Raw genomic sequence first — 25,972 nt, 5'->3', positions numbered from 1 at the left:
ATGATTGATTCGCCCCGCGTATGTGTCCATGTACAAAGCGTCTATGTTGAATCACAGTCCTCGCCGGACGAAGAACGTTTTGTCTTTGCTTACACCGTGACCATTCGCAACCTGGGGCGGACGCCCGTGCAGCTGCGCGGACGCTACTGGCTTATCACCAACGGCAATGGCCGCGAAATCGAAGTTCAGGGGGAAGGTGTGGTCGGTGAACAGCCCCACATCGCCCCTGGCGAAGAGTACCAGTACACCAGCGGCGCGGTGATTGAAACGCCGATGGGTACCATGCAAGGCCATTATGAAATGGTCGATGTCGATGGCAATGGCTTCCGCGTTGCCATTCCCGTGTTCCGTCTCGCCGTAACCACACTTATTCATTAATCTAATGTCTACATATCTGATTGGCGACGTTCACGGTTGCTACGATGAACTGATCGCATTATTAAAACAGGTCGACTTTACGCCAGAACAGGACACGCTCTGGCTGACGGGCGATTTAGTCGCACGTGGCCCCGGCTCGCTTGAGGTATTACGTTTCGTCAAATCACTGGGCGACAGCGTGCGCATGGTGCTGGGCAATCACGATCTGCATCTGCTGGCAGTGTTCGCCGGGATCAGCCGCAATAAACCAAAAGATCGCCTCACTCCGCTGCTGGATGCGCCGGACGCGGACGATCTGATTAACTGGCTGCGCCGTCAGCCCCTGCTTCAGGTCGACGAAGAGAAAAAGCTGGTCATGGCGCATGCAGGGATCACGCCACAATGGGATCTTGAAACGGCGAAAACCTGTGCGCGTGACGTTGAGGCAGTGCTGGCAAGCGACTCGTATCCTTTCTTCCTCGATGCCATGTACGGCGACATGCCGAACCACTGGAGCGAGGATCTCAGCGGTCTGGCCCGTCTGCGCTTTATCACGAACGCCTTCACCCGCATGCGTTTCTGCTTCCCGAACGGACAGCTGGACATGTATTCCAAAGAGACGCCGGAAAGCGCACCGGCCCCGCTCAAACCGTGGTTTGCCATTCCGGGACCGGTGACAAGCGAGTACAACGTGGTATTTGGTCACTGGGCTGCACTGGAAGGAAAAGGGACGCCGGACGGGATTTACGGTCTGGATACCGGATGCTGCTGGGGCGGAGAGCTAACCTGTTTACGCTGGGAAGATAAAGCTTACTTTGTTCAGCCGTCCAACCGACAGCTGGACTTAGGGGAAAGTGAGGCCGTCGCCTCCTGAATCATGCCCTCTCCCGGGCGGGAGAGGGCAAATCACTTAACGACGTTCCAGGATCTCGAAGCAGTAGCTGTGAGAGTTCTGTGCATCCGCATCGTGGAATTCGCTAAATACCGATTCCCACTCGTCCGGATCGTAGTCCGGGAAATGGGTATCCCCTTCCACTTCCGCATCAATATGGGTCAGATACAGCTTCTGCGCTTTAGGCAGGAACTGCTCGTACACGCGCCCGCCGCCAATTACCATGATCTCTTCGGCATTGCCGCATGCAGCAATCGCCTCGTCGACGGATTTTACCCATTCGACGCGATCGTCAGTACCCGGCTGGCTACTGATAACGATATTTTTACGGCCCGGCAATGGACGACCAATCGACTCCCAGGTCAGGCGGCCCATCACTACCGGCTTGTTTAACGTAGTACGTTTAAACCATGCGAGATCGGCAGGCAGGTTCCACGGCATGGCATTTTCCATACCGATAACGCGGTCCACCGCCAGCGCTGCAATCAGACTGATCATTGAAAATTTCCCGGATGCAAAAAATTGCCGCCACTATACGGAAAGCTTAATCTTTCGTCGACTGGCGGCAGAGTAAAGATACAGAAATTTTTTAATATTGCTGGCAACTCCACTTCACGCGGAAGGTTTACTCTCCGGTTCGTCAGACGGATCGCCGGTATGCTTGCCCTCTTCCGTGCCCTGCCAGCCGTGACGCTGGATCAGCGACAGGTGATTGCGATCCTCATTGATGATTTCCGTCAGCATGGCGCTGGTGCGTTTAAACACTGCCGCACGCTCCGTGGCCGTACTGCCCGCCATCGCCGCCATCTCTTCCACCATTTCGGTATTAAAGCGACGGAACAGATCCGCCCGTTCGCGGGCTTCATACGCGCCGAGCCCAAGGTTTTCCAGCGCCATGCGGCCAGACTTCAGCGCGCCTTCAAAGGTTTCACGCTCGGGGGCTGCGACGCCCGCCTGCCTGAGGCGGATATAATGATCAACATCGCGCGCGCGGGAAATGATGGTCAGATCCGGAAAATGCTCTTTCGCCATTTCCACCATCTGCAGGCTGGTCTCCGGATCGTCAATCGCGTTAATTAATACCTCCGCTTTCGCCGCCCCGGCGGATTCCAATAGATCGACGCGGGTTGCATCGCCGTAAAACACCTTCATATCAAATTTACGCAGGGTATCGACATGGTCGGGGTCGTGATCGAGGATAACCATTTTCACCCCGCTGGACAGCAACAGACGGCCAACGATCTGCCCGTAGCGGCCAAATCCGGCAATGATGACGCGAGGCTGCTCCTCGTCGATCTCATCGGCTTCGCGCTCCTGATCGCTACCCGATTTTTCCAGACGCGTCAGCACCACCAGCAGAACGGGCGTCGCGGCCATCGACAGTGCGACTGCCAGCGTCAGCGCTTTTGCCCACTCGGGATCGAGGACGTTTGCCATCTGCGCCGCGCCAAAAACCACGAACGCAAATTCGCTCCCCTGCCCCAGCAGAACCGCAAACCAGCTGCGCTGCTTATTCGGCACCTTCAGCGGACGCGCAATCAGCCACAGCATCGCCATTTTAATGATCAGGAAGCCGACCAGCAGGACGACGATCCGCAGCGGGTGCGTCACCAGCGTGCCGAAGTCGACGGACATTCCTACGCCGATGAAAAACAGCCCCAGCAGCAAGCCTTTGAACGGCTCGATATCGCTTTCCAGCGCGTGACGGTATTCGGAACTCGCCAGCAGAACGCCCGCCAGGAAGGCCCCCATCGCCATCGAAAGACCGGCTTCCTCCAGCAGCAGACCGAAACCAAACACCAGGAAGAGCGCCACGGCACTGAACACTTCGCGAAGGCCCGAGCGGGCAACGAACCGCAGCAGCGGGCGGGTGACGTAGCGACCAAGCAGCACCACCAGCGCCAGCGCCCCCACGACTTTTAATGCCGACAGCGCGAACGCCCCCAGCGTCGTGGAGGAACCGCTGGCCGCCAGCAGCGGAATCATCGCCACCAGCGGGATAGCGGCAATGTCCTGGAACAGCAGCACTGAGAACGCGCTGCGTCCCATCTGGGAGACCGTCAGATTGCGCTCGTTCATGGCCTGCATGGCAATGGCGGTCGAGGAGAGCGCCAGCGTCATGCCGATAAGCTCTGCCACTTTCCAGTCCATGCCCAGCAGGATGCAGAACCCACCCAGCAGCAGGCCACAGGCCACCATCTGCAGCGCCCCGCCGCCAAATACCGAGGCGCGAAGCTTCCACAGGCGCTGCGGATCGAGCTCCAGACCAATCACAAAGAGCATCAGCACAACGCCAATTTCAGCGAAATGAAGGATCGCCTCTGCATCCGTCACCAGTCGAAAGCCCCACGGTCCAATAACGCAGCCCGCAATCAGGTAGCCGAGAACAGAGCCCAGCCCCAGGCGTACCGCCACGGGCACAATCAGCGCCGCTGCGCCAAGGTATATCAGCGCCTGTATCAGCGTATGGCTATCCATGGTGCGCCTCCTGCCACTCAAGTAAGCGTTGTTTATAATGGCGAGCCTGCGCCTGCAGCGTTTCGTCATCGCAGACAAAAGTGCAGTGCATCGCAAAAGGCGGGAGCCAGTTCAGGCCGCAGTAGAGCGCGGTCGCCTGCAGCGGCTGTGCCAGAACCTCAAAACCCGGGAAGGAACCAATATCAAAGTGGCTTTCCCCTCCGCCCGTGGTGACCGCCCACATCAGGCTTTTCCCTTTTAACGCATGACCATTGTGGCCATACGCCCAGCCGTGGGAGAAGACCTTATCAATCCACAGCTTCAGCAGCGGGGGCGTGCTGTACCACTGCATGGGATGCTGCCAGACGATCAGATCGGCACGGGAAAGCGCCTCCTGTTCAGCGGCGATATCGATGTTGAAATCGGGATAAAGTTGATAGAGAGAACGTATCTCTACGTTATCAAGCGTCCTTACCTGCTCAAGCATCCGCTTATTCGCATGCGAGTGCTGCGGATAAGGGTGCGCGTAAATAATGAGTATCATCAAATGGCCTGTCTTCTTCTCTTCTTGTAGCAGTGAGTGTAGACAGTTAACCCGCCCGGTGAAAGGGGCGAAAAGCCTTGCAAAGGTAAAACGCAACAATGGGCAATGATTGTCCCGGACGGGTATAGCAGGCGAAAAATGACCGTTTACAGAGAATATATTAAATGAATGATTAAGGATTAAATATATTAATTAACGATCAATTAAGAAACTCTAAAATCATTATTTAATAAATCAACCTATACATAACGCATTGAAAAAATAATAATTTTATGCTCTTAGTCGTAAGCCCATTCTTGTAAGCAGCCTAAAAGGGTTACTCCATATCATTAATTAGCGTCACTTCTTCTCAAATGGATGTGTACATGCGCAACAAAAAATTCAAATTAAACAAAACTACAAGCACCCTCGGAAAGATATTTCCTGCCTTGTTTATATTCACACCGATAGTGGCCCTTGCCGGAACCATTGATCAATCCACCTCTGTCCCACAAGAGTTTTCCTCCGAAGCAGAATACACCATCAATAAAGACGTCACCATCTCGTCCTCGGGAAGTGAGAGCGCGGTTTCTGTTTCAGGATTCAACGTAACAACCGTGACTAACAAGGGTAATATTTCTGGCGCAGGTAAAGGTCTGGACATTAATACCTCTGCGCAACGTGTTACCTTAAATAATGAGGAAGGTGCGACGATTTCCTCTACCGGTGCCTCTGCCGTTAACATTGAATCCATGCAGGGGGATATTATCAATAACGGAAGCATTACCGCTTTCGACAACGGTATTTATGTCAGTCAGAACTCCTCAGCGGTAAATATATCGAATGGCGCTACCGGGGTTATTAAAGGTAAAACAGGTCTTAGTGCACACGTCGGTGTGGCTATAAATAACGAAGGCACGCTTACCGGCACGGAAAATGATGGTATTCACCTGAGCGACGGTAATACCAAAATCACCAATACCGGAACCGTTCAGGGCGCGCAGAACGGCATCAACGTAACGGATACGGCGAAAGTCGATATCACCAACAACGGTTTGATTGGCGGTGGCGGTACGGCAATTACGTTTGCCAGCAGCAAAAATAATACGTTGGTACTTGATACAGGCTCGTCACTGAAAGGCGACGTCATTTCTAGCATCTCTAAAGGAAATACGGTAACCCTGGCAGGAACCGGCACAGAAGACAGCAATTTTGTTGGCTTATCGGAAGGTGATGGCTTCGCTTCTTTAGAAATGGACGGTGAAAGCTGGGCGCTCTCAGGGAATATCGACATTATCGGTTCTGGTAATTCGCTGCTGGTTAACAGCGGTGAGTTAATCCTGTCAGGGAATGTGTCTAATGCAGGCACGACTCTCGTTGCCAAAGATGCTTCTCTCCAGTTGGGTGATGGCACGAGAACGGCGACGCTGAGCGGTGGACTGACCAACAACGGCACCCTTATTTTTAATCAGGGCAGTAATACGGCGTTCGCCACCGGCATTACCGGTAGCGGCAATGTTGAAAAAGTGGATTCCAACACCCTGACGCTAACCGGCAAAAACACCTACACGGGTGATACCGTTCTGCATAGCGGCACCACGCTGGTCGGTGTTGGTTCAACGCTTGGTACAAAGAGTAGCAACGCGACGATTACTGTCGAAAATGGCGCTCAGTTTGCCACTGCTGGCGAAGTAAACGACAATATCAACATCCTCACGGGTGGTACGCTGGCAGCATGGAATGCGATTCAGGGTAACGATACGCTGAGCGTTTCAGGTATCGATACGGTCAACGGCAACGTCACCAACGGTGGCACACTGTTACTCAGCGCCGCCAATCACAGCGTTGGCAATAATTTCACCATTAACGGCGACTATACCGGCTCTGCGGGCAGTCAGATCGTGATGAACAGTACCCTGGGTGAAGACAACTCGCCAACCGATCATCTCACCATTACCGGCAGCAGCTTTGGCCAGTCCGACGTCAGCGTTAACAACATTGGCGGCCTGGGCGCGCAAACCGTTAACGGCATGGAAATTGTCAGCGTTGGCGGCAGCTCCGAAGCCCAGTTGACCCTTGCCAAACCGGTGGTTGCCGGTGCGTGGGAATATAATCTCTATCAGCACAGCAACGGCAACTGGTACCTGGAGTCAAAGGCCACGCCTTCCGATGAACCGTCTGATAATACCGATGATGGCGATAACACCGACAACGGCGGTAACACCGACAACGGCGGTAACACTGACAACGGCGGTAACACCGACAACGGCGGCAACACCGACAACGGCGGTAACACTGACAACGGCGGTAACACCGACAACGGCGGTAACAGCGCTCCTGAAGTCATGGCTCCGGAGGTTGGCGCTTACTTAGGCAACTACCTTGCCGCGCAGAGCATGTTCCTGCACAAGCGTGACGATCGCGATCAGATCACCTTCCGTAATGAAGAAGACCTCAACACCTGGATGTACGTCAAAGGTCGCTACCATGAAAACAATGCAGGCGGCGACAAAGTCAGCTATGACACCACCACCACCGTGCTTCAGGTAGGCAGCGACTTTATGAGCAAGCCTATGGATAACGGTATTCTGCGTGCGGGCAGCATGTTCGGGGCCGGTCAGGCGAAAACCCACTCTGATGCAAAACACAACGTGCGTGATGCGCAGGGCAAAGTGGACGGCTTTAACGTCGGCCTGTATGCAACCTGGCAGGAAGATCAGAAGCTGCGCCTGGGCAGCTACGTTGATACCTGGGCCGCCTACAGCTGGTACAACAATAAAGTGACCAGCAATCGCAACGATGAAGACTACGACAGCACCGGTTTTGCCGCTTCCGTCGAAGTGGGCCATGCGTGGGTGGTTGATTCAGAGAATGAGCGCACCTGGAAAATCGAACCGCAGGCTCAGATCGTCTACAGCTATCTGGATCAGGAAAATCATACCGATCGCGACGGCGTGCGGGTGACAACGCTGGACAATGACGGTCTGTTTGGTCGTCTGGGCGTCAAATCAAGCTACTTCCAACAGAAAGATGTGAAAGCCTGGCAGCCGTACGTTGCCGTGAACTGGCTGAAAGGTGCGGGTCAAAACGATCTGGCGTTTAATGGCGAGACCGTCAGCAACGATACGCCGGAAGATCGTGGGCAGCTTGAACTGGGCGTCACCGGTAACCTGAACGACACCACCACGCTGTCCCTGCGTGCCAGCGGCGAGTGGGGTAAAAACAGCTATGCTGCTTATGGCGGTCATATCCTGCTGAACCACCGCTGGTAATCGTTCCTGAAAGACTAAAAGCCGTGGCAAACGCCACGGCTTTTTTATTAGTTATCCAGCTCGCCCATTGATTTAACCTGATCACGGTTGATCTGCTCGGTCTGACCCGTTTCCGCATTTTTATACGACACCAGACCGGTATCATCATCGACCTGTGGTTTTCCGTCGGTGACAATGGTTTTGCCATCGGTGGTTTTCACTGCCTGGTTAGAGGAACAGCCCGCGACGGTAAACGTTGCAGTGGCGGCAAGAAGGGTGGCGATCAGTAATTTATTTTGCATGGTGTTTTCCCCTGCTCTCAGTTGAATTTCGTTATCGACCTAATGATTTTAGGCTAACTCACTGAATGCGGATGAAAAACCAGAAGGTTCTGAAGATGGATAAAGAAAAAAGCAGGGCGGGTAAGCGAAGCGCCACCCGCCATTTGCCCGGCAGCGCTACCGCTTGCCGGGCCTACGCAGATTACTTGCTAATCTGCGCGTGCATTTCCTGAACCGAAATCACCTTCTCGGTGGCATCCGCGTTCAGCGCCATGGCTGTTGCGAAACCGCCGTTCAGGGTGGTGTCGTAGTGCACTTTGTACTGCAGCGCGCTGCGGCGAATCAGCTTGGAGTCTTCAATCGCCTGGCGGCCTGCGGTGGTGTTGATGATGTAGGTGTATTCGCCATTCTTGATACGATCCTGAATGTGCGGACGACCTTCATGCACCTTGTTCACCAGACGCGGGTTGATGCCCGCTTCGCCCAGCACAATCGCCGTACCGTGGGTCGCGTCCAGCTCAAAGCCCTGCTTCAGCAGTTTGGCGGCCAGGTCAACCACGCGCTCTTTATCGCCTTCGCGAACGGAGAGCAGCGCACGGCCCGATTTTCTCATGGTTGAGCTACTGCCCAGCTGCGCCTTCGCGAACGCTTCTGCGAAGGTGCGGCCTACGCCCATCACTTCCCCGGTTGAGCGCATTTCTGGCCCTAACAGCGGGTCAACGCCCGGGAATTTGTTGAACGGCAGCACCACTTCTTTCACCGAGTAGTACGGTGGAATGATCTCTTTGGTCACGCCCTGCTGTGCCAGCGTCTGGCCTGCCATCACGCGCGCCGCTACTTTCGCCAGCGGAATACCGGTGGCTTTGGAGACGAACGGTACTGTACGTGCCGCACGCGGGTTGACTTCAATCAGGTAGACTTCGTTATCTTTCACCGCGAACTGGACGTTCATCAGACCGCGAACCTGCAGTTCGAAGGCCAGCTTCTGCACCTGCTGGCGCATCACGTCCTGAATTTCCTGGCTCAGGGTGTACGCAGGCAGAGAACAGGCAGAGTCACCGGAGTGCACGCCCGCCTGCTCGATATGCTCCATGATGCCGCCAATCAGCACCATTTCGCCGTCGCAGATGGCGTCAACGTCCACTTCTACCGCATCGTCGAGGAAGCGGTCGAGCAGCACTGGCGCATCGTTGGAGACGCTCACCGCCGTCTGGAAGTAGCGACGCAGGTCGGCTTCGTCGTAGACGATTTCCATCGCGCGGCCGCCCAGCACGTAGGAAGGACGCACCACCAGCGGGTAGCCAATCTCTTTCGCCTTCTCTACAGCCTGTTCGATGGCCGTCACCGTGGCGTTCGCTGGCTGTTTCAGCTTCAGACGGTCAACCGCCTGCTGGAAACGCTCGCGGTCTTCCGCACGGTCAATCGCATCCGGGCTGGTACCGATAACCGGTACGCCTGCCGCTTCCAGCGCGCGCGCCAGCTTCAGCGGAGTCTGGCCACCGTACTGCACGATAACGCCTTTTGGCTTCTCAATGCGCACGATTTCCAGCACGTCTTCCAGGGTAACCGGCTCGAAGTAGAGGCGGTCGGAGGTGTCGTAGTCGGTGGAGACGGTTTCCGGGTTACAGTTGACCATGATGGTCTCGTAACCGTCTTCGCGCAGCGCCAGCGAGGCGTGTACGCAGCAGTAGTCGAACTCGATGCCCTGGCCGATACGGTTTGGACCACCGCCCAGCACCATAATCTTGTCGCGGTCGACGGATGGGTTCGCTTCGCACTCGTCTTCATAGGTGGAGTACATGTACGCGGTGTCGGTCGAGAATTCAGCCGCACAGGTGTCCACGCGCTTGTAGACCGGGTGCAGGTCATACTGGTCGCGCAGCTTGCGGATTTCCGCTTCGCGCACGCCCGCCAGCTTAGCCAGACGCGCATCGGCGAAGCCTTTACGCTTCAGCACGCGCAGGAAGTCAGCGTCCAGGCCGTTGATGCCCAGCTCTGCCACTTTCTCTTCCAGACGCACCAGCTCTTCAATCTGTACCAGGAACCAGCGGTCGATGTTGGTCAGGTTGAACACGCCGTCGACGGACAGGCCGGCACGGAAGGCATCGGCGATGTACCAGATGCGCTCCGCACCCGCGTCTTTCAGCTCGCGGCGGATTTTGGTCAGCGCTTCCGGGTCGTCCAGGCTCACTTTCGGGTCAAAGCCGGTCGCGCCCACTTCGAGGCCGCGCAGCGCTTTTTGCAGGGATTCCTGCTGCGTGCGGCCAATCGCCATCACTTCACCGACGGATTTCATCTGGGTGGTCAGGCGGTCGTTGGCGCCGGCAAATTTCTCGAAGTTGAAGCGTGGAATTTTGGTCACAACGTAGTCGATGGACGGCTCGAAGGACGCAGGGGTGCGGCCACCGGTGATGTCGTTCATCAGCTCGTCGAGGGTATAACCCACCGCCAGTTTCGCCGCCACTTTTGCAATCGGGAAGCCGGTCGCTTTAGAGGCCAGCGCGGAGGAACGGGACACGCGCGGGTTCATTTCGATAACAATCAGGCGGCCGGTTTTCGGGTTCACGGAGAACTGCACGTTTGAACCACCGGTTTCCACGCCGATTTCACGCAGTACCGCCATCGAGGCGTTACGCATGATTTGGTACTCTTTGTCGGTCAGCGTCTGGGCTGGCGCAACGGTGATGGAGTCGCCGGTGTGGATACCCATCGCATCGAAGTTTTCGATGGAGCAGACGATGATGCAGTTGTCGTTTTTATCACGCACCACTTCCATCTCGTACTCTTTCCAGCCAATCAGCGATTCATCAATCAGCAGCTCTTTGGTTGGAGAGAGATCCAGACCGCGCTCGCAAATTTCTTCGAACTCTTCACGGTTGTAAGCGATACCGCCGCCGGTGCCGCCCATGGTGAACGATGGACGGATGATGCACGGATAGCCCACGTCAGCCGCAACGGCCAGCGCTTCTTCCATGTTGTGTGCGATACCGGAGCGCGCGGTGTCGAGGCCGATTTTCTTCATCGCCACGTCGAAGCGGCGACGGTCTTCGGCTTTATCAATCGCGTCGGCGGTCGCACCAATCATGGTGACGCCGAATTCGGCCAGCACGCCCTGACGCTCCAGCTCGAGCGCGCAGTTCAGCGCCGTCTGGCCGCCCATGGTTGGCAGCACCGCGTCCGGACGCTCTTTCTCGATGATTTTACGCACCACTTCCCAGTGAATCGGCTCGATGTAGGTCGCATCTGCCATTTCCGGGTCGGTCATGATGGTAGCCGGGTTAGAGTTAACCAGGATGACGCGGTAACCCTCTTCACGCAGGGCTTTACACGCCTGCGCGCCGGAGTAGTCGAATTCGCAGGCCTGGCCGATGACGATCGGGCCAGCGCCAAGGATCAGGATGCTTTTTATGTCTGTACGTTTTGGCATTGTCTTCTCGGCTCCTGATTATTTAGCGGTCTTACGGTATTGCTCGATAAGTTCGATGAAGTGATCGAACAGCGGCGCGGCGTCGTGTGGGCCCGGGCTGGCTTCCGGGTGTCCCTGGAAGCTGAACGCTGGCTTATCGGTACGATGAATCCCCTGCAGGGTGCCATCGAACAGCGACTTATGGGTCACGCGCAGGTTAGCCGGCATTGAGGCCTCATCGACGGCAAAGCCGTGGTTCTGCGCGGTGATCATCACCGTGTTGTTATCGATATCTTTCACCGGGTGGTTACCACCGTGGTGGCCGAACTTCATCTTGACGGTGTTCGCACCGCTTGCCAGCGCCAGCAGCTGATGGCCGAGGCAGATGCCGAATACCGGGATGTCGGTTTCCAGGAAGGACTTGATGGCAGCGATGGCGTAATCGCACGGCGCCGGGTCGCCAGGGCCGTTGGACAGGAAAATACCGTCCGGATTCATCTTCAGTACGTCTTCAGCAGACGTTTGTGCCGGCACCACCGTCAGGCGGCAGCCGCGGTCAACCAGCATGCGCAGGATGTTGCGCTTGGCGCCGAAATCGTAGGCCACCACGTGGAACGGCAGCTCGCTCTCTTTTTTCGCTTCCGGCAGGTCGCCTTCCAGCGTCCAGCTACCCTGAGTCCAGCTGTAGGCTTCTGCGGTAGTGACTTCTTTCGCCAGGTCCATGCCGTTCAGGCCCGGGAAGGCTTTCGCTTTTTCCAGCGCCAGCGTCGCATCGAGGTTATCACCCGCGATGATGCAGCCGTTCTGTGCACCCTTCTCGCGCAGCAGACGCGTTAACTTACGGGTATCGATATCGGCAATCGCCACGATGTTATGGCGCTTCAGGTAAGAAGAGAGGTCTTCGGTATTGCGGAAGTTGCTGGCAATCAGCGGCAGGTCACGAATGACCAGGCCCTGCGCATGTACCTGAGAGGATTCTTCGTCAGCCGCATTGGTGCCGACATTGCCGATATGAGGATAAGTAAGAGTAACGATTTGGCGAGAATAGGAAGGATCAGTGAGGATTTCTTGATAACCGGTCATTGAAGTATTGAAAACGACTTCCCCAACCGCCGAACCCGTTGCCCCTATGGCCCGACCGATAAACTGGGTTCCGTCTTCCAGAACCAATAGCGCTGACTTAATCAAAACACCCTCCAGAGAATATTCACTCACTTTATTTGCATATTAATTCATAACCATGTCATGGATCAATGCAAATGTGTTGCCAGCGGATTTTTGGCAAACGGCGGCATTCTGGAGATTTGGTGGGTAAAAGTCAACTTAAAACCGATATTTTGTTTAGTCTTTTGCGTATCTGACGAGGTGAGTGAAGCTTAAGCGACAAAAAGATCAGGTAAATCACTGCGGAAAACGCTTGCGCGCCGGGTTTAATGAAAAATGAGTCGACGCAGCATCAAAAAGTGGACCAAATGGTCAAAATTTACATTTCAGTAACGGAAATTAAGTGGAATAGCTATACTTTCAAGGATAAAGGAACAAAATGGGCACGAAATAGATAAAATAAAAGGGCAATAAATTATTGCCCTATGCAATCAAAGGATTACGACTGCAATAACCACATCACGATGGGTAATAATGCTTACAGATTGTTGAGATCAAGCACATCTCTCATATCAAAAAGACCGTTTTGCTTCTCTTTCAGCCACAAGGCGGATCGAACGGCACCATTGGCAAACGTCATTCGGCTGGACGCTTTATGCGTAATCTCGACGCGCTCGCCGATATCGGCGAACATCGCGGTATGTTCGCCGACGATGTCACCCGCCCGAACGGTTGCGAAACCAATGGTGCCCGGCACGCGTTCCCCGGTGTGGCCTTCGCGGGCATAGACCGCGCAGTCTTTTAAATCTTTATCAAGTGCATGAGCAATCGCTTCGCCCATTGCCAGCGCCGTGCCTGATGGCGCATCAACCTTATAGCGGTGGTGAGCTTCGACAATCTCAATATCGGTGTAGTTGCCCATCACCTTCGCCGCCTTCTCCAGCAGCTTTAGCATGACGTTTACGCCCACGCTAAAGTTTGCGGCGAAGACAATTGCAATCTCTTTGGATGCATCCTGGATAGCCTGCTTGCCCGCATCGTCAAAACCGGTGGTGCCGATCACCATCCCCTTGCCGTGCTGGCGGCAAAACGCCAGATGCGCGAGCGTCCCTTCAGGACGGGTAAAATCGATGAACACATCGAAGTCATCTTTAACCGCGTCCAGGCTGCTTTGTACTGTTACGCCGGTCTTTCCCGCGCCCGCCAGCTCGCCAGCATCGGTCCCCAGAAGTGATGAACCGTCACGCTCCAGCGCCGCGCCAAGTGCTACGCCATCCATCTGAAGTGCCGCCTGAATAAGCTGACGGCCCATACGTCCACCCGCGCCCGCAATGGCGACACGGATCTGTGCATCATGCATAGTTATTCTCTTACGTTAAAATGATGTAAACCGTTTTCAGATTAACCAGCCTTTCTGAGCACTGCCAACTGAAAACACCAATAATTAGAATTTAACGTGAAACCGACTTAAATATCAGTAAAAGACATGATTTTGTCGTCACGATAAAGTAACGGGTAAAAAAAAGGCCAGCACAGGAGGTGCTGGCCTTTCATCAGAAAAGGGACTATTCGACTTCGCGGGCGTCGATTCTCAGCTCTTTCGGCACTTCGAAAACAATATTCTCTTCGCGTCCTTCCAGCGGCACCGCTTCGCCGCCGCCCAGCTCCTGCAGACGGGAAATGACGTTTTGTACCAGAATATCGGGCGCGGATGCCCCGGCCGTCACGCCTACGCAGGCCGCGTCTTTAACCCACACTTCCTGAATATCCGTGGCATCGTCGATCAGGAACGCCGCCTTCCCCATTCGCTGTGCCAGTTCAGCCAGACGGTTAGAGTTGGAGGAGTTCTTAGAGCCGACCACCAGCACCACGTCCGCCTGTTCAGCCAGTGCGCGCACCGCTTCCTGACGATTGGTGGTGGCGTAGCAGATGTCGTCCTTGCGCGGCCCGACGATTTTCGGGAAGCGCTGACGCAGGGCATCAATCACGTCTGAGGTATCGTCGACGGAGAGCGTCGTCTGGGTCATAAACGACAGGCGCGCTTCGTTTTTCACGTTCAGCGTGAAGACATCTTCAGGCGACTCCACCAGGTACATTCCCCCTTCAGGGTTGCTGTACTGGCCCATGGTGCCCTCGACTTCCGGGTGGCCAGCATGGCCAATCAGGATCGACTCTTCACCACGGCGGCTGGCGCGCGCCACTTCCATATGCACCTTGGTCACCAATGGGCAGGTGGCATCGAAGACGGTCAGATCGCGGCTTTTGGCTTCGTTACGGACCGCCTGAGAGACGCCGTGCGCGGAGAAAATCAGGATCGCACCGTCCGGCACTTCGCTGATCTGCTCGATAAAGATGGCACCGCGTTCGCGCAGGCTGTCGACCACGTAGCGGTTATGCACCACTTCGTGACGTACATAAATCGGCGCGCCGTAAATCTCCAGCGCGTTTTCAACAATGCTGATAGCGCGGTCTACACCGGCGCAGAAGCCGCGCGGGTTAGCCAACAGGATCTGCATTTCAGGCCTCCAGTGCCGGATCGATTTCCAGCACTTCAACATCAAAATGAACGGTACGCCCGGCAAGCGGATGGTTGAAGTCAACGGTAATCGAGTCGCCGTTGATTTCGCGGATCACGCCAGGCATTTCGCTGCCGTCCATAGCGGTAAAGAGCATAATCGCGCCGATTTCCGGTTCACCTGCGTCCATAAACTCGCGGCGCGAGAAATACTGGATCAGGTCCGGGCTTGGCACGCCAAATGCCGCATCCGGCTCCAGCGAAAAAGCTTTTTTCTCGCCCTCTTTCAGGCCCAGAAGCTGCTGCTCAAGACCTTCAGACAGGGAGGTATCGCCAAGACGAAACAGGGCCGGTTTGCCGTTATTGCGGGTGGACTCAGCCGTTGAACCATCATCCAGCTTCAGCGTGAAGTGAACGAGAACCGCGCTGTTGCTCTGTACGGATTTAGACATGCAAATTGCTCGCTTGTTTTGGGTCACCTGTTGCCCGGTGGCGCTACGCTTACCGGGCCTACGGGAAGCCACAAATTCTGTAGGCCGGGTAAGCGTAGCGCCACCCGGCATTGATGCTTACGCCTGCTCTTTCGCAGCGGGTTTAGGCAAGAAGCCTTCCAGCACGATTAACGCCGCACCGATGCAAATGGCGCTATCAGCGAGGTTAAAGGTCGCGAAGTGCCAGTCGCCGACGTAGAAGTCGATCATATCGACCACAAAGCCGTGCCACAGGCGATCAAACAGGTTGCCCAGCGCGCCGCCAATGATCAGCGCGTAGGCGATGTTATTCAGCTTTTGCGTTGCCTTCGAGCGGTACATCAGCACCGCCAGGATCACGCAGATACCGAGAGCGATACCCGCAAAGAACCAGCGCTGCCAGCCACCGCTGTCAGCAAGGAAACTGAACGCCGCACCGTAGTTGCGCGCGTAGTGCAGGTTAAGCGACGGGAACAGCGGGACCGTCTCCCCCAGAGCAAAATTCTGGAGGATCAGGAACTTGCTGCCCAGATCAATAATCAGCACCACCACAACCAGCCACAGCCAGCGCAGTCCTGTTGAACAGAGAGTTTTACTCATCAGGCAAACTTACGTTTTTCGCCGTCACCGGCGACGTTGCTTACACAGCGTCCGCAGATGTCTGCGTGTTCCGCCACCTGACCGACATCGGTGGTGTAATGCCAGCAACGCGGGCATTTCTCACCGTCGGCTTTGCTCAGCGCGACTTTCAGTCCTTTGAGCAGTTCGCTCTGCTGAGCATCAGCAGAAGCCTCGGCATAATCCGCAACTTTCGCACCGGAGGTCAACAGGACAAATCGTAATTCATCGCCCAGCGCCGTCAGCTTCGCCGCCAGTTCTGGCTCCGCGTACAGGGTTACTGCCGCTTCCAGAGAGCCGCCGACTTTCTTATCAGCACGCGCCTGCTCGATAACCTTGTTCACTTCGCCACGCACTTTCAGCAGCTCGTCCCAGAAGGCATCGTTCATCGCTTCGGTGCTGGAGAGATCGAACAGACCTTCGTACCACTCGCCGGTGAAGACATACTTCTCACGATCGCCCGGCAGGTAACCCCAGATTTCATCCGCGGTGAAGGACATGATCGGCGCCATCCAGCGTACCAGCGCTTCTGCGATATGGAACAGCGCGGTCTGGCAGCTACGACGCGCCACGCTGTCCGCTTTCGCGGTGTACTGACGGTCTTTGATGATGTCGAGGTAGAACGAGCCCATCTCAATGGAGCAGAAGCGCATCAGGCGCTGCACCACTTCGTGGAAGTCATAAGACTCGTAGGCCTTCAGGATATCTTCCTGCGCCGCTTTCGCGCAGCCTACCGCCCAGCGGTCCAGAACGACCATCTCTTCCGGTTTCACCATGTCTTTTGCCGGATCGAACCCGTTCAGGTTCGCCAGCAGGAAGCGCGCGGTGTTACGGATACGACGATAGCTGTCGGCAGCGCGTTTCAGGATCTCGTCAGACACCGCCATTTCGCCGGTGTAGTCGGTCGACGCCACCCACAGACGCAGAATGTCTGCGCCCAGTTTGTTCATCACATCCTGCGGAGAAACGGTGTTACCGATAGATTTGGACATCTTACGGCCCTGACCATCCACGGTGAAGCCGTGAGTCAGTACCTGACGGTAAGGCGCTTTACCCTTCATGGCGGTAGAGATCATCAGAGATGACATGAACCAGCCGCGGTGTTGGTCAGACCCTTCCAGATACATATCGGCAGCGTGACCGGCAAACTCCGGACGCACGTCAACCACGGAGGAGTGGGTAGACCCGGAATCGAACCACACGTCCAGGGTATCCGGCACTTTCTCGTAGTTATCCGCATCAGCGCCCAGGATGTCGCGGGCGTCGAGATCCCACCACGCCTGGATGCCGTCAACTTCGACGCGCTTCGCCACTTCTTCCATCAGTTCCAGGGTGTTCGGGTGCAGCTCATGCGTCTCTTTATGCACGAACAGCGACATCGGCACGCCCCAGGTACGCTGACGGGAGATACACCAGTCAGGACGGTTAGCCACCATGGATTCGATACGCGCCTGGCCCCAGTCCGGGATCCACTGCACGCCTTTGATCTCTTTCAGAGACTGCTCGCGCAGGCCCTTCTGATCCATGCTGACGAACCACTGCGGGGTCGCACGGAAGATGATCGGGGTCTTGTGACGCCAGCAGCACGGATAGCTGTGCTGCATTTTTTCAACGTGCAGCAGCGCGCCGCTGGTACGCAGCATGTCGACGATAATGTCGTTCGCTTTGAAGACGTTGATACCGTCCAGCGCCGGGTAGGTGCCAGGCAGGTAAGAACCGTCCGGGCCAACCGGGTTAGCGATTTCCAGACCGTACTTAAGGCTGATGTTGTAGTCGTCAGGACCGTGGCCACCGGCGGTATGTACCGCACCGGTACCCGCTTCCAGCGTCACGTGGTCGCCGAGGATCGCCGGAACGTCGAAGTCCAGGAACGGGTGTTTGAAGCGCATCAGCTCCAGGGCGTCACCTTTCACGGTGCCCAGCACGGTGTAGTCAGTGATATGCGCGCGCTTCAGCACGCTCTCAACCAGATCTTTCGCCAGGATAACCGCCTGACCGTCAATCTGCACCAGCGCGTATTCGAACTCACCGGACAGGGAGATCGCACGGTTGGCTGGCAGGGTCCACGGGGTGGTGGTCCAAATCACCAGAGAGATCGGGCCGTTTACCGAGGCGACGCCAAATTTGGCTTTTACCGCATCCTGATCCACCGCGTGGAAGGCCACGTCGATAGACGGAGAGGTTTTGTCGTAATACTCCACTTCCGCTTCTGCCAGCGCAGAACGGCAGTCCACGCACCAGTGCACCGGCTTAGCGCCTTTGTGCAGGTGGCCGTTACCGATGATTTTGCCCAGCGCACGGATAATGTTGGCTTCCGTTTTGAAGTCCATGGTCAGGTACGGGTGCGACCAGTCGCCCAGTACGCCAAGACGGATGAAGTCAGCACGCTGACCGTCAACCTGCGTGGCTGCGTATTCGCGGCACTTCGCACGGAACTCAGCGGCGGTGAACTTCTCACCTGGCTTGCCGAACTCTTGTTCGACTTTCAGCTCGATTGGCAGACCGTGGCAGTCCCAGCCCGGAACGTAAGGCGAGTCATAGCCCGCGAGTCCTTTGGACTTCACGATAATGTCTTTCAGAATCTTGTTAACCGAGTGACCAATATGAATGCTGCCATTCGCATAGGGAGGGCCATCATGCAGAATGAAGGTTTTTTTGCCTTTTTTGGCTGCACGAATGATGCCGTACAGGTCATCATCGGTCCAACGCGCCAGCATTCCCGGTTCGCGCTTGGCGAGATCGCCGCGCATCGGGAACCCTGTTTCCGGCAAATTCAGGGTTGATTTATAGTCACTCATCAGATTCTCGGTTCCGTATTTATCACGTAGGCAGTTAAGCCGGTTCTAAAGCCCAAAAAACTCGCGGGCCGTCAATTCATCTCGCGCAATTTGCGCTTTGAGTTCATCCAGCGAACCAAATCGCTGCTCATTGCGTATTTTTTTACGCAGTATTACATCTATATGGCGACCATACAGGTCCATTACAACGTCCAGCAGGTGCACTTCTAGCTGTTGACGCACACCGGCGACGGTCGGACGCGTGCCAATATTGGCGACGCCGTAGAACGGTTTATCGCCCAGTCCTGCCACTTCTACCGCATAGACCCCTTTAACCGGGGAAACCTGACGACGCAGCGGTATATTCGCCGTCGGGAAACCTATCGTGCGGCCCAGCGCATCGCCATGGACCACGCGGCCAGAGATGGTGAACGGATGCCCCAGCAGGGTTTCTGCCGTATCCAGTTCATCATCGGCCAGTGCCCGGCGTACCGCCGTGCTGCTGACGCGAACGCCGCCTTCACAGAAGGTCATCGCGCTGGTGACGTCAAAACCGTACTCCAGACCAGCCTTCTGTAATAGCAAGAAATCGCCCTGACGACCAGCGCCAAAGCGGAAATCATCGCCCACGGCAAGAAACTGCACGCCAAGACGCTTAACCAGCAGGTCGCTGACGAAATTTTGTGCTGTCAGCGCGGCAAAGCGGCGATCGAAACGTACGCACAATACGTAGTCCACGCCGGACTCAGCCAGATAGCGCAACTTCTCGCGCAGGCGTGTAAGACGGGCGGGAGATTTATCGCCCGCGAACAGCTCCAGCGGCTGCGGTTCGAAAATCATCACTACAACGGGCAGACCACGGGCCTCCCCTTCTTTACGCAATCCCTGCAACAGCGCCTGATGACCACGATGCACGCCGTCGAAATTACCAATGGTCAGCACGCACCCGTGCGGGGCTCTGCTGAGATTATGTATGCCGCGTATCAGCTTCATGTCTGGCTCAAAACAGTGAAAATCGCCAAAGTATACCTTGTACAGCGGTTAAGGTTAACCGGCGATTGTTCGTGCAAAACAGAAAGCCGTAATGATTTCATCAGGCTGACCTTTCGCAGCGAAAAAATCTGCTCGCGAACTGCGATTTTTATGCCGAAAAGCTGTATTCACGAACAACAAGCTGGTAGAATCCTGCGCCATCACTACGTAACGTAGCGTCGCCACATTAACGGCGCTTATTTGCACAAATCCATTGACAAAAGAAGGTATAGAGGGCATATTCCTCGGCCTTTGAATTGTCCACATAGATCATATTTGGGAGTTGGACCTTGGCTAATATCAAATCAGCTAAGAAACGTGCCGTACAGTCTGAGAAGGCTCGTAAGCACAACGCAAGCCGTCGCTCTATGATGCGTACCTTCATCAAGAAAGTATACGCAGCTATCGAAGCTGGCGACAAAGCTGCTGCGCAGAACGCATTTAACGAAATGCAACCAATCGTGGATCGTCAGGCTGCTAAAGGTCTGATCCACAAAAACAAAGCAGCGCGTCATAAAGCAAACCTGACCGCGCAGATCAACAAACTGGCTTAATCGCCGCTTGTTGTTGCTTGTTTTAAAAGAACCCGCTTAACGCGGGTTTTTTTATGTCTTCAGATTGCCGGTGGCGTAAACAGCGCCGAGTAGTCACGGTTACAGATTCGCTGCACCGCAGGGTGCTGAATCATTCTTTCGGCAAATATGGCGTGATACTCCTCCATCACGTTATCCACTCTGCCTATCTCCGTAATCTTGTCATCCGAATAGAGATCGTGCGCGTAGAGCGTCGGCGCAACAAAGATGGCGTTATGCGCTTCACCAAAGGCTTTCATCAGCGCCGCATCGTCGAACTCACCGAGGATTTCCACCTTCAGCCCCTGGGAATTAAACCAGTTCAGCAGCTTGCGTCCGAGCATGGAACGCCTTCCCGGCACCAGCAGGCGACGCTCTTCCAGGCAGGCCGGGAAGGGTTTCTCCGGCGGCGGATTAATGCACCAGAAGCTCACGCCGCATTCTCCAATCTTCACCGAGAACAAGCCTTCCTGCTGCGTGGAGTCAATCGGGCAGTCCGAGATAATCATGTCCAGCTTGTGCTGGCTTAGCTGTTCCAGCAGCATCTCGTGAGTGGATTCAAAGCAGCGAAGATGAATTTGTTCATCTTCAACCACCGCCGCGTCCAGCACGCCGCTCACCAGCCGTTTGGACAGCGCATCCGCCACGCCAACATCAAAAAGCAGGTTCGACTCTTTGCGGTAGTTGACGATATCCAGCATCTCCTGGCTCAGGGTGAACATCTTGTCCGCGTAGCGGAAAACCAGTTCACCCAGTTCGCTGGGTTCAATCCCGCGCCCCTTACGCTTGAACAGCTTGCCCTGCAAACGCTCTTCCAGCGCCTTAATTTGCCCGGTGATGGTTTGCGGCGTCAGGTAGAGCGCCTCTGCTGCCCCGACCACCGATCCCTGTTTATAGACGTGCCAGAAGTAGTAAAGATGGTTGTAATTTAAATGAGACATCGCGTCTTCTCTCCCTGAGTGTGGATCGGGAGAAGGCTCGCCTCCTCCCGGTGTTCCGTTATGCCTGGACGGCCTGTCCGGACAATTTTACCTTCAGCAAGGTATAACCGATTACCGCGGCCAGTAATGACCCGATAAGAATGCCGAGTTTCGCCCAGACGATCAGCTCAGGCGCATGCGCGCCAAACGCCAGCGTCGAGATAAAGATCGACATCGTAAACCCGATACCACACAGCACGCCGACGGCCATAATCTGCTTAAACGTAGTGCCGTGCGGCAATGACGCCAGCTTCAGTTTCGTCGCCAGCCAGCAGAAGAGACTAATACCCAGCGGCTTGCCGATAAACAGCCCGGCAATAATGCCCAGCGGCAGCACGGACGTTAGCCCGTCCAGCGTCACCCCGCCGAGGGAAACGCCCGCGTTGGCAAACGCAAACAGCGGCAGGATCATAAAGGCGACCCACGGGTGCAGCACATGCTCCAGCTGTTTGGCAGGCGACTTGCCGTCCTGCGGCTTCAGCGGTACGAAGAAGCCGACGATCACCCCAGCCAGCGTGGCATGCACGCCTGATTTCAGCACCGCCGTCCACAGCACCATCCCCACGAGGATGTAAATACCGATGCGGCGCACATTAAAGATGTTCAGCAGCGCCAGCACCGTAATCGCCCCGGCAGCCACGCTCAGGGAGAGGATCGACAGATCGCTGGTGTAGAACAGCGCGATAATCACAATGGCGCCAAGGTCATCAATAATCGCCAGCGCCATCAGGAAGATTTTCAGGGCTACCGGCACGCGGCTTCCCAGCAGGGCCAGCACCCCGAGCGCAAAAGCGATATCCGTCGCAGCCGGGATCGCCCAGCCGTGACGTGCAACCGGATCCTGCCAGGTGAACGCCAGAAAGAGCAGCGCCGGCACCACCATCCCGCCGAGCGCAGCAATGACCGGGAATGCCGCACGCTGGCGGCTGGCAAGCGAACCCAGCACCAGCTCACGCTTAACCTCAAGCCCCACAAGCAGGAAGAACACCGCCATCAGCGCATCGTTGATCCACAGCAGCATATTCTTGTTAATTTCCAGCGCCCCGACCTTCAGTTCAACGGGCGTTTCCAGAAATGCATGATACAGATCGCGGGTCAATCCGACGTTGGCCAGTACCATCGCGGCCGCAGCAGCCATAATCAGGATCACGCCGCCGGATGCCTCACTGCTAAAGAAACGGTGTAGTAATTTCACTTTAGTTCTCTCTTTTACAACAATACCTCGATAAAACCATAATACCAAGCCAGATAGCTCGGCAAAAACAGATTAATATTGAGTATAGGTTCAGTTTAACCGAGCAATACCGATAAAAAGAAAAAGCCCGGAATCGCTTCCGGGCTTTTGCGGATAAAAACCAGCTAGTCGATTAGCGGGTCAAATCATCGAAGAATTTTTTGACGCCATCGAAGAAGCTTTTGGAGCGCGGGCTATTTTTCTCACCCGTCGGGCCACCGAAACTCTCCTGCAACTCTTTCAGCAGCTGTTTCTGCTTGTCGTTCAGGCCAACCGGCGTTTCCACGACGACGCGGCACAGCAGATCGCCCTGCGCACCACCACGAACGGATTTAACGCCTTTACCGCGCATGCGGAACAGCTTACCGGTCTGGGTCTCGCCCGGGATCTTCAGATTGACGCGACCATCCAGCGTCGGTACTTCAATTTCGCCACCGAGTGCCGCCATCGCGAAGTTGATCGGTACTTCACAGTACAGGTTGTTCCCTTCGCGCTCGAAAATCGCGTGCTGTTTCACCTGCACCTGAACGTACAGATCGCCTGCCGGTGCGCCGTGTTCTCCGGCTTCACCTTCGCCCGCCAGACGGATGCGGTCGCCCGTATCGACACCAGCTGGGATCTTAACGGACAGGGTCTTGGTTTTTTCAACGCGACCGTGGCCGTGGCACTTGGTGCACGGATCTTTAATCAGCGTACCGCGACCGTGACAGTGCGGACAGGCCTGCTGTACCGCGAAGAAGCCCTGACGCATCTGCACCTGGCCGGAGCCGTGACAGGTTGGACAGGTCTGCGGCTGCGTACCCGCTTTCGCGCCGCTGCCGTGGCAGACGTCACACTCTTCCAGCGTCGGAATACGGATCTCTTTGGTGACACCGCGAACGGCCTCTTCCAGCGTCAGATCCATGTTGTAGCGCAGATCAGCGCCGCGCGCCGCGCGCTGACGACCACGACCGCCGCCGAAGATGTCGCCAAACACATCGCCAAAGATATCGCTGAAGTCAGCACCGCCGCCAAAGCCGCCGCCACCGAATCCACCGCCGCCCATGCCGCCCTGTTCAAAGGCTGCGTGACCGTACTGGTCATAGGCCGCACGTTTTTGTGCATCGGTCAGGACTTCATAGGCTTCTTTGATCTCTTTAAATTTGGCTTCAGCCTCTTTGTCACCCTGATTACGGTCCGGGTGGAATTTCATGGCCAGGCGCTTATACGCCTTTTTGATTTCACGCTCTTCCGCAGTTTTCGGAACGCCTAAAATCTCGTAATAGTCTTGCTTTGCCATTGGTTTTTTTAAGCCCCTTAACATGCGAGCACGGGCGTGGAGAGTTCTCCTACGCCCGTGCCGATTAATTACCCTGCATCAGGGCGATTATTTTTTGTCTTTAACTTCTTCGAACTCAGCGTCGACAACGTCGTCGTCTTTCGCGTTGTTCGCAGAAGCGTCAGCGCCCGCCTGCTGTTGAGCGTGCTGCTGCTGAGCGATTTCCATCAGCTTCTGGGAAGCCTGTGCCAGCTCCTGCATTTTCGCTTCGATGTCCGCTTTGTCTTCGCCTTTCAGAGACGTTTCCAGTGCGCTCAGTGCAGCTTCGATAGCAGTTTTGTCTTCCGCTGGCAGCTTATCGCCGGCTTCTTCAACCTGCTTACGGGTGCTGTGCAGCAGATGGTCACCCTGGTTACGGGTCTGAACCAGCTCTTCGAACTTACGGTCGGATTCCGCGTTAGCTTCGGCATCGCGAACCATTTTTTCGATTTCTGCTTCGTTCAGGCCAGAAGATGCCTTGATGGTGATCTTCTGCTCTTTACCGCTGTTTTTGTCTTTCGCAGACACGTGCAGGATACCGTCAGCATCGATGTCGAAGGTGACTTCGATCTGCGGCATGCCGCGCGGTGCCGGGTTAATACCGTCCAGGTTGAACTGACCCAGAGATTTGTTATCCGCCGCACGCTTACGCTCACCCTGCAGCACATGGATGGTTACCGCAGACTGGTTGTCTTCAGCGGTAGAGAACACCTGGCTGTGCTTGGTTGGGATGGTGGTGTTTTTGTTGATGAGCGCAGTCATCACACCGCCCATGGTTTCGATACCCAGAGACAGCGGGGTAACGTCCAGCAGCAGTACGTCTTTCACTTCACCGGTCAGTACGCCACCCTGAACCGCAGCACCAATTGCCACCGCTTCGTCCGGGTTAACGTCTTTACGTGGCTCTTTACCAAAGAACTCAGCCACTTTCTTCTGCACCATTGGCATACGGGTCTGGCCACCAACGAGGATAACGTCGTTGATATCAGACACGGACAGGCCAGCGTCCTGCAGAGCAACTTTCAGCGGCTCGATAGAACGGTTCACCAGGTCTTCTACCAGGCTTTCCAGTTTCGCACGGGTCACTTTGATGTTCATGTGTTTAGGACCGGTCGCGTCTGCGGTGATGTACGGCAGGTTCACGTCGGTCTGCTGAGCGGAAGACAGTTCGATCTTCGCTTTCTCAGCGGCTTCTTTCAGGCGCTGCATAGCCAGCGGGTCGTTACGCAGGTCAATGCCCTGATCTTTCTTGAACTCGTCAACGAGGTAGTTGATCAGACGGGTATCGAAGTCTTCACCACCCAGGTGGGTATCACCGTTGGTTGCCAGAACTTCGAAGGTTTTTTCGCCGTCAACTTCGTCGATTTCGATAATAGAGATATCGAAGGTACCACCACCCAGGTCGTAAACCGCGATAGTACGGTTGCCGACTTCTTTATCCAGACCGTAAGCCAGAGCAGCCGCGGTTGGTTCGTTGATGATACGTTTTACTTCCAGACCTGCGATACGGCCAGCATCTTTGGTTGCCTGACGCTGAGCATCGTTGAAGTAGGCAGGAACGGTGATAACAGCTTCAGTTACCGGCTCACCCAGGTAATCTTCAGCGGTTTTCTTCATTTTTTTCAGCACTTCAGCAGAGATCTGCGGTGGTGCCGTTTTGGTGCCTTTCACATCAAGCCATGCATCGCCGTTATCTGCTGCGATGATTTTGTAAGGCATGATGGAAACGTCACGCTGAACTTCTTCGTCCTGGAAGCGGCGACCAATCAGGCGTTTAATCGCAAACAGGGTGTTTTGCGGGTTTGTCACTGCCTGACGTTTAGCCGGCTGACCAACCAGAGTTTCACCATCCTGGGTATAAGCAATGATAGAAGGCGTGGTGCGATCGCCCTCGGCGTTCTCCAGCACGCGTGCAGTAGTGCCATCCATAATCGCTACACAAGAGTTGGTTGTACCCAGGTCGATACCAATAATTTTACCCATCTAAACGTCTCCACTAAAAATTCAGTCAACATGTGGTTGTGTACCTGTAATAAGGGCAGAACGTGCTTTTTCAACTGCCCAGATTTGATTTTTTTCAGGTCCACACACTGCGGTTGACTACAAGATGGGGTCGCGACGGCATCCATCAAGGGGGAATGATAAAAAAAATTTTAATTTCACCCTGATGAGATCATAGACGCCATCGATTGCGCCCATTATGATG

The 25,972-nt window shown here is 55.4% G+C and carries 20 protein-coding genes and 1 pseudogene; 4 read left to right on the top strand and 17 right to left on the bottom strand.

What is annotated here, in order from left to right:
• Positions 1-378: a Co2+/Mg2+ efflux protein ApaG gene (gene apaG, locus V1572_RS06310; RefSeq protein ID WP_032644031.1), complete on the top strand. Its 378-nt coding sequence runs from the start codon at positions 1-3 to the stop codon at positions 376-378.
• A gap of 4 nt (positions 379-382) precedes the next feature.
• Entirely contained in the window at positions 383-1,231 is an 849-nt protein-coding gene (gene apaH, locus V1572_RS06305; RefSeq protein WP_048028538.1) for a bis(5'-nucleosyl)-tetraphosphatase (symmetrical) ApaH, read from the top strand.
• Between the two features lie 36 nt (positions 1,232-1,267).
• Here apaH and folA read toward each other — a convergent pair whose 3' ends face one another.
• From folA to kefF, 3 genes are all read right to left on the bottom strand, one after another.
• Entirely contained in the window at positions 1,268-1,747 is a 480-nt protein-coding gene (gene folA, locus V1572_RS06300) for a type 3 dihydrofolate reductase (RefSeq protein WP_008502023.1), read from the bottom strand.
• A 114-nt stretch (positions 1,748-1,861) separates the two neighbouring features.
• Entirely contained in the window at positions 1,862-3,727 is a 1,866-nt protein-coding gene (kefC, locus tag V1572_RS06295; RefSeq protein ID WP_045907771.1) for a glutathione-regulated potassium-efflux system protein KefC, read from the bottom strand.
• On the bottom strand, positions 3,720-4,250 hold the full coding sequence (gene kefF / locus V1572_RS06290; protein ID WP_045907770.1) for a glutathione-regulated potassium-efflux system oxidoreductase KefF: 531 nt from the start codon (positions 4,248-4,250) through the stop codon (positions 3,720-3,722). Before kefF ends, kefC begins: the two co-directional genes overlap by 8 nt.
• Before the next feature lie 365 nt (positions 4,251-4,615).
• Between kefF and V1572_RS06285 the strand changes: the two genes are divergently transcribed.
• Positions 4,616-7,501: an autotransporter outer membrane beta-barrel domain-containing protein gene (locus V1572_RS06285; protein WP_395299790.1), complete on the top strand. Its 2,886-nt coding sequence runs from the start codon at positions 4,616-4,618 to the stop codon at positions 7,499-7,501.
• 47 nt (positions 7,502-7,548) lie between these two features.
• Here the strand turns inward: V1572_RS06285 and V1572_RS06280 are convergent, their stop codons facing one another.
• From V1572_RS06280 to V1572_RS06235, 10 genes and pseudogenes are all read right to left on the bottom strand, one after another.
• The gene (locus V1572_RS06280) at positions 7,549-7,782 is read right to left on the bottom strand and encodes a YgdI/YgdR family lipoprotein (RefSeq protein WP_021240552.1); all 234 of its coding nucleotides are present in this window, start codon (positions 7,780-7,782) and stop codon (positions 7,549-7,551) included.
• A gap of 181 nt (positions 7,783-7,963) precedes the next feature.
• A complete protein-coding gene (gene carB, locus V1572_RS06275; RefSeq protein WP_047072642.1) occupies positions 7,964-11,188 on the bottom strand; it encodes a carbamoyl-phosphate synthase large subunit in 3,225 nt (1,074 codons plus the stop codon).
• An 18-nt stretch (positions 11,189-11,206) separates the two neighbouring features.
• Entirely contained in the window at positions 11,207-12,355 is a 1,149-nt protein-coding gene (gene carA, locus V1572_RS06270) for a glutamine-hydrolyzing carbamoyl-phosphate synthase small subunit (RefSeq protein ID WP_010427050.1), read from the bottom strand.
• 454 nt (positions 12,356-12,809) lie between these two features.
• Positions 12,810-13,631, bottom strand: coding sequence for a 4-hydroxy-tetrahydrodipicolinate reductase (gene dapB / locus V1572_RS06265; RefSeq protein WP_395299789.1), 822 nt, complete (start codon positions 13,629-13,631; stop codon positions 12,810-12,812).
• Between the two features lie 205 nt (positions 13,632-13,836).
• Positions 13,837-14,787, bottom strand: coding sequence for a 4-hydroxy-3-methylbut-2-enyl diphosphate reductase (gene ispH, locus V1572_RS06260; protein WP_045907765.1), 951 nt, complete (start codon positions 14,785-14,787; stop codon positions 13,837-13,839).
• Position 14,788: 1 nt separating this feature from the next.
• Positions 14,789-15,238: an FKBP-type peptidyl-prolyl cis-trans isomerase gene (fkpB, locus tag V1572_RS06255; protein WP_003856450.1), complete on the bottom strand. Its 450-nt coding sequence runs from the start codon at positions 15,236-15,238 to the stop codon at positions 14,789-14,791.
• A gap of 117 nt (positions 15,239-15,355) precedes the next feature.
• On the bottom strand, positions 15,356-15,856 hold the full coding sequence (gene lspA, locus V1572_RS06250) for a signal peptidase II (protein WP_008502034.1): 501 nt from the start codon (positions 15,854-15,856) through the stop codon (positions 15,356-15,358).
• A complete protein-coding gene (gene ileS / locus V1572_RS06245) occupies positions 15,856-18,672 on the bottom strand; it encodes an isoleucine--tRNA ligase (protein WP_047746182.1) in 2,817 nt (938 codons plus the stop codon). Before ileS ends, lspA begins: the two co-directional genes overlap by 1 nt.
• A 45-nt stretch (positions 18,673-18,717) precedes the next feature.
• Complete coding sequence (gene ribF, locus V1572_RS06240) at positions 18,718-19,644, bottom strand: bifunctional riboflavin kinase/FAD synthetase (RefSeq protein WP_045907763.1); 927 nt, start codon at positions 19,642-19,644, stop codon at positions 18,718-18,720.
• Between the two features lie 7 nt (positions 19,645-19,651).
• Positions 19,652-19,858: pseudogene (locus V1572_RS06235) on the bottom strand (DUF2575 domain-containing protein); the annotation flags it as partial.
• Positions 19,859-19,973: 115 nt separating this feature from the next.
• Between V1572_RS06235 and rpsT the strand changes: the two are divergent.
• On the top strand, positions 19,974-20,237 hold the full coding sequence (gene rpsT, locus V1572_RS06230; protein ID WP_003856458.1) for a 30S ribosomal protein S20: 264 nt from the start codon (positions 19,974-19,976) through the stop codon (positions 20,235-20,237).
• 59 nt (positions 20,238-20,296) lie between these two features.
• On the opposite strand, the gene nhaR is transcribed toward rpsT, so the two are convergent.
• From nhaR to dnaK, 4 genes are all read right to left on the bottom strand, one after another.
• Positions 20,297-21,196, bottom strand: coding sequence for a transcriptional activator NhaR (gene nhaR, locus V1572_RS06225; RefSeq protein ID WP_032660752.1), 900 nt, complete (start codon positions 21,194-21,196; stop codon positions 20,297-20,299).
• 58 nt (positions 21,197-21,254) lie between these two features.
• Positions 21,255-22,430 (bottom strand): Na+/H+ antiporter NhaA, encoded by a 1,176-nt coding sequence (gene nhaA / locus V1572_RS06220; RefSeq protein WP_395299788.1) that lies wholly within the window; start codon positions 22,428-22,430, stop codon positions 21,255-21,257.
• Between the two features lie 172 nt (positions 22,431-22,602).
• The gene (gene dnaJ, locus V1572_RS06215) at positions 22,603-23,748 is read right to left on the bottom strand and encodes a molecular chaperone DnaJ (protein ID WP_008502040.1); all 1,146 of its coding nucleotides are present in this window, start codon (positions 23,746-23,748) and stop codon (positions 22,603-22,605) included.
• An 87-nt stretch (positions 23,749-23,835) separates the two neighbouring features.
• Positions 23,836-25,749 carry a molecular chaperone DnaK gene (dnaK, locus tag V1572_RS06210; RefSeq protein WP_045907761.1) on the bottom strand — a complete coding sequence of 638 codons (1,914 nt, stop codon included), beginning with the start codon at positions 25,747-25,749 and terminating at the stop codon, positions 23,836-23,838.
• Positions 25,750-25,972 lie beyond the last annotated feature (223 nt).

Origin of the sequence: Enterobacter quasiroggenkampii (assembly GCF_043972695.1) — a bacterium.
Classification (GTDB): Bacteria; Pseudomonadota; Gammaproteobacteria; order Enterobacterales; family Enterobacteriaceae; genus Enterobacter; species Enterobacter quasiroggenkampii.
This window is presented reverse-complemented; position numbering and strand designations above follow the sequence as displayed.

Excerpts from the sequence above, each read along its gene's own strand:
- folA (WP_008502023.1), bottom strand. The coding sequence starts at position 1,747 with ATGATCAGTCTGATTGCAGCGCTGGCGGTGGACCGCGTTATCGGTATG.
- ribF (WP_045907763.1), bottom strand. The coding sequence starts at position 19,644 with ATGAAGCTGATACGCGGCATACATAATCTCAGCAGAGCCCCGCACGGG.
- dnaK (WP_045907761.1), bottom strand. The coding sequence starts at position 25,749 with ATGGGTAAAATTATTGGTATCGACCTGGGTACAACCAACTCTTGTGTA.
- lspA (WP_008502034.1), bottom strand. The coding sequence starts at position 15,856 with ATGAGTAAAACTCTCTGTTCAACAGGACTGCGCTGGCTGTGGCTGGTT.
- apaH (WP_048028538.1), top strand. The coding sequence starts at position 383 with ATGTCTACATATCTGATTGGCGACGTTCACGGTTGCTACGATGAACTG.
- apaG (WP_032644031.1), top strand. The coding sequence starts at position 1 with ATGATTGATTCGCCCCGCGTATGTGTCCATGTACAAAGCGTCTATGTT.
- V1572_RS06280 (WP_021240552.1), bottom strand. The coding sequence starts at position 7,782 with ATGCAAAATAAATTACTGATCGCCACCCTTCTTGCCGCCACTGCAACG.
- ileS (WP_047746182.1), bottom strand. The coding sequence starts at position 18,672 with ATGAGTGACTATAAATCAACCCTGAATTTGCCGGAAACAGGGTTCCCG.
- kefF (WP_045907770.1), bottom strand. The coding sequence starts at position 4,250 with ATGATACTCATTATTTACGCGCACCCTTATCCGCAGCACTCGCATGCG.
- carB (WP_047072642.1), bottom strand. The coding sequence starts at position 11,188 with ATGCCAAAACGTACAGACATAAAAAGCATCCTGATCCTTGGCGCTGGC.
- ispH (WP_045907765.1), bottom strand. The coding sequence starts at position 14,787 with ATGCAGATCCTGTTGGCTAACCCGCGCGGCTTCTGCGCCGGTGTAGAC.
- V1572_RS06285 (WP_395299790.1), top strand. The coding sequence starts at position 4,616 with ATGCGCAACAAAAAATTCAAATTAAACAAAACTACAAGCACCCTCGGA.
- fkpB (WP_003856450.1), bottom strand. The coding sequence starts at position 15,238 with ATGTCTAAATCCGTACAGAGCAACAGCGCGGTTCTCGTTCACTTCACG.
- nhaR (WP_032660752.1), bottom strand. The coding sequence starts at position 21,196 with ATGTCTCATTTAAATTACAACCATCTTTACTACTTCTGGCACGTCTAT.
- kefC (WP_045907771.1), bottom strand. The coding sequence starts at position 3,727 with ATGGATAGCCATACGCTGATACAGGCGCTGATATACCTTGGCGCAGCG.
- dapB (WP_395299789.1), bottom strand. The coding sequence starts at position 13,631 with ATGCATGATGCACAGATCCGTGTCGCCATTGCGGGCGCGGGTGGACGT.
- dnaJ (WP_008502040.1), bottom strand. The coding sequence starts at position 23,748 with ATGGCAAAGCAAGACTATTACGAGATTTTAGGCGTTCCGAAAACTGCG.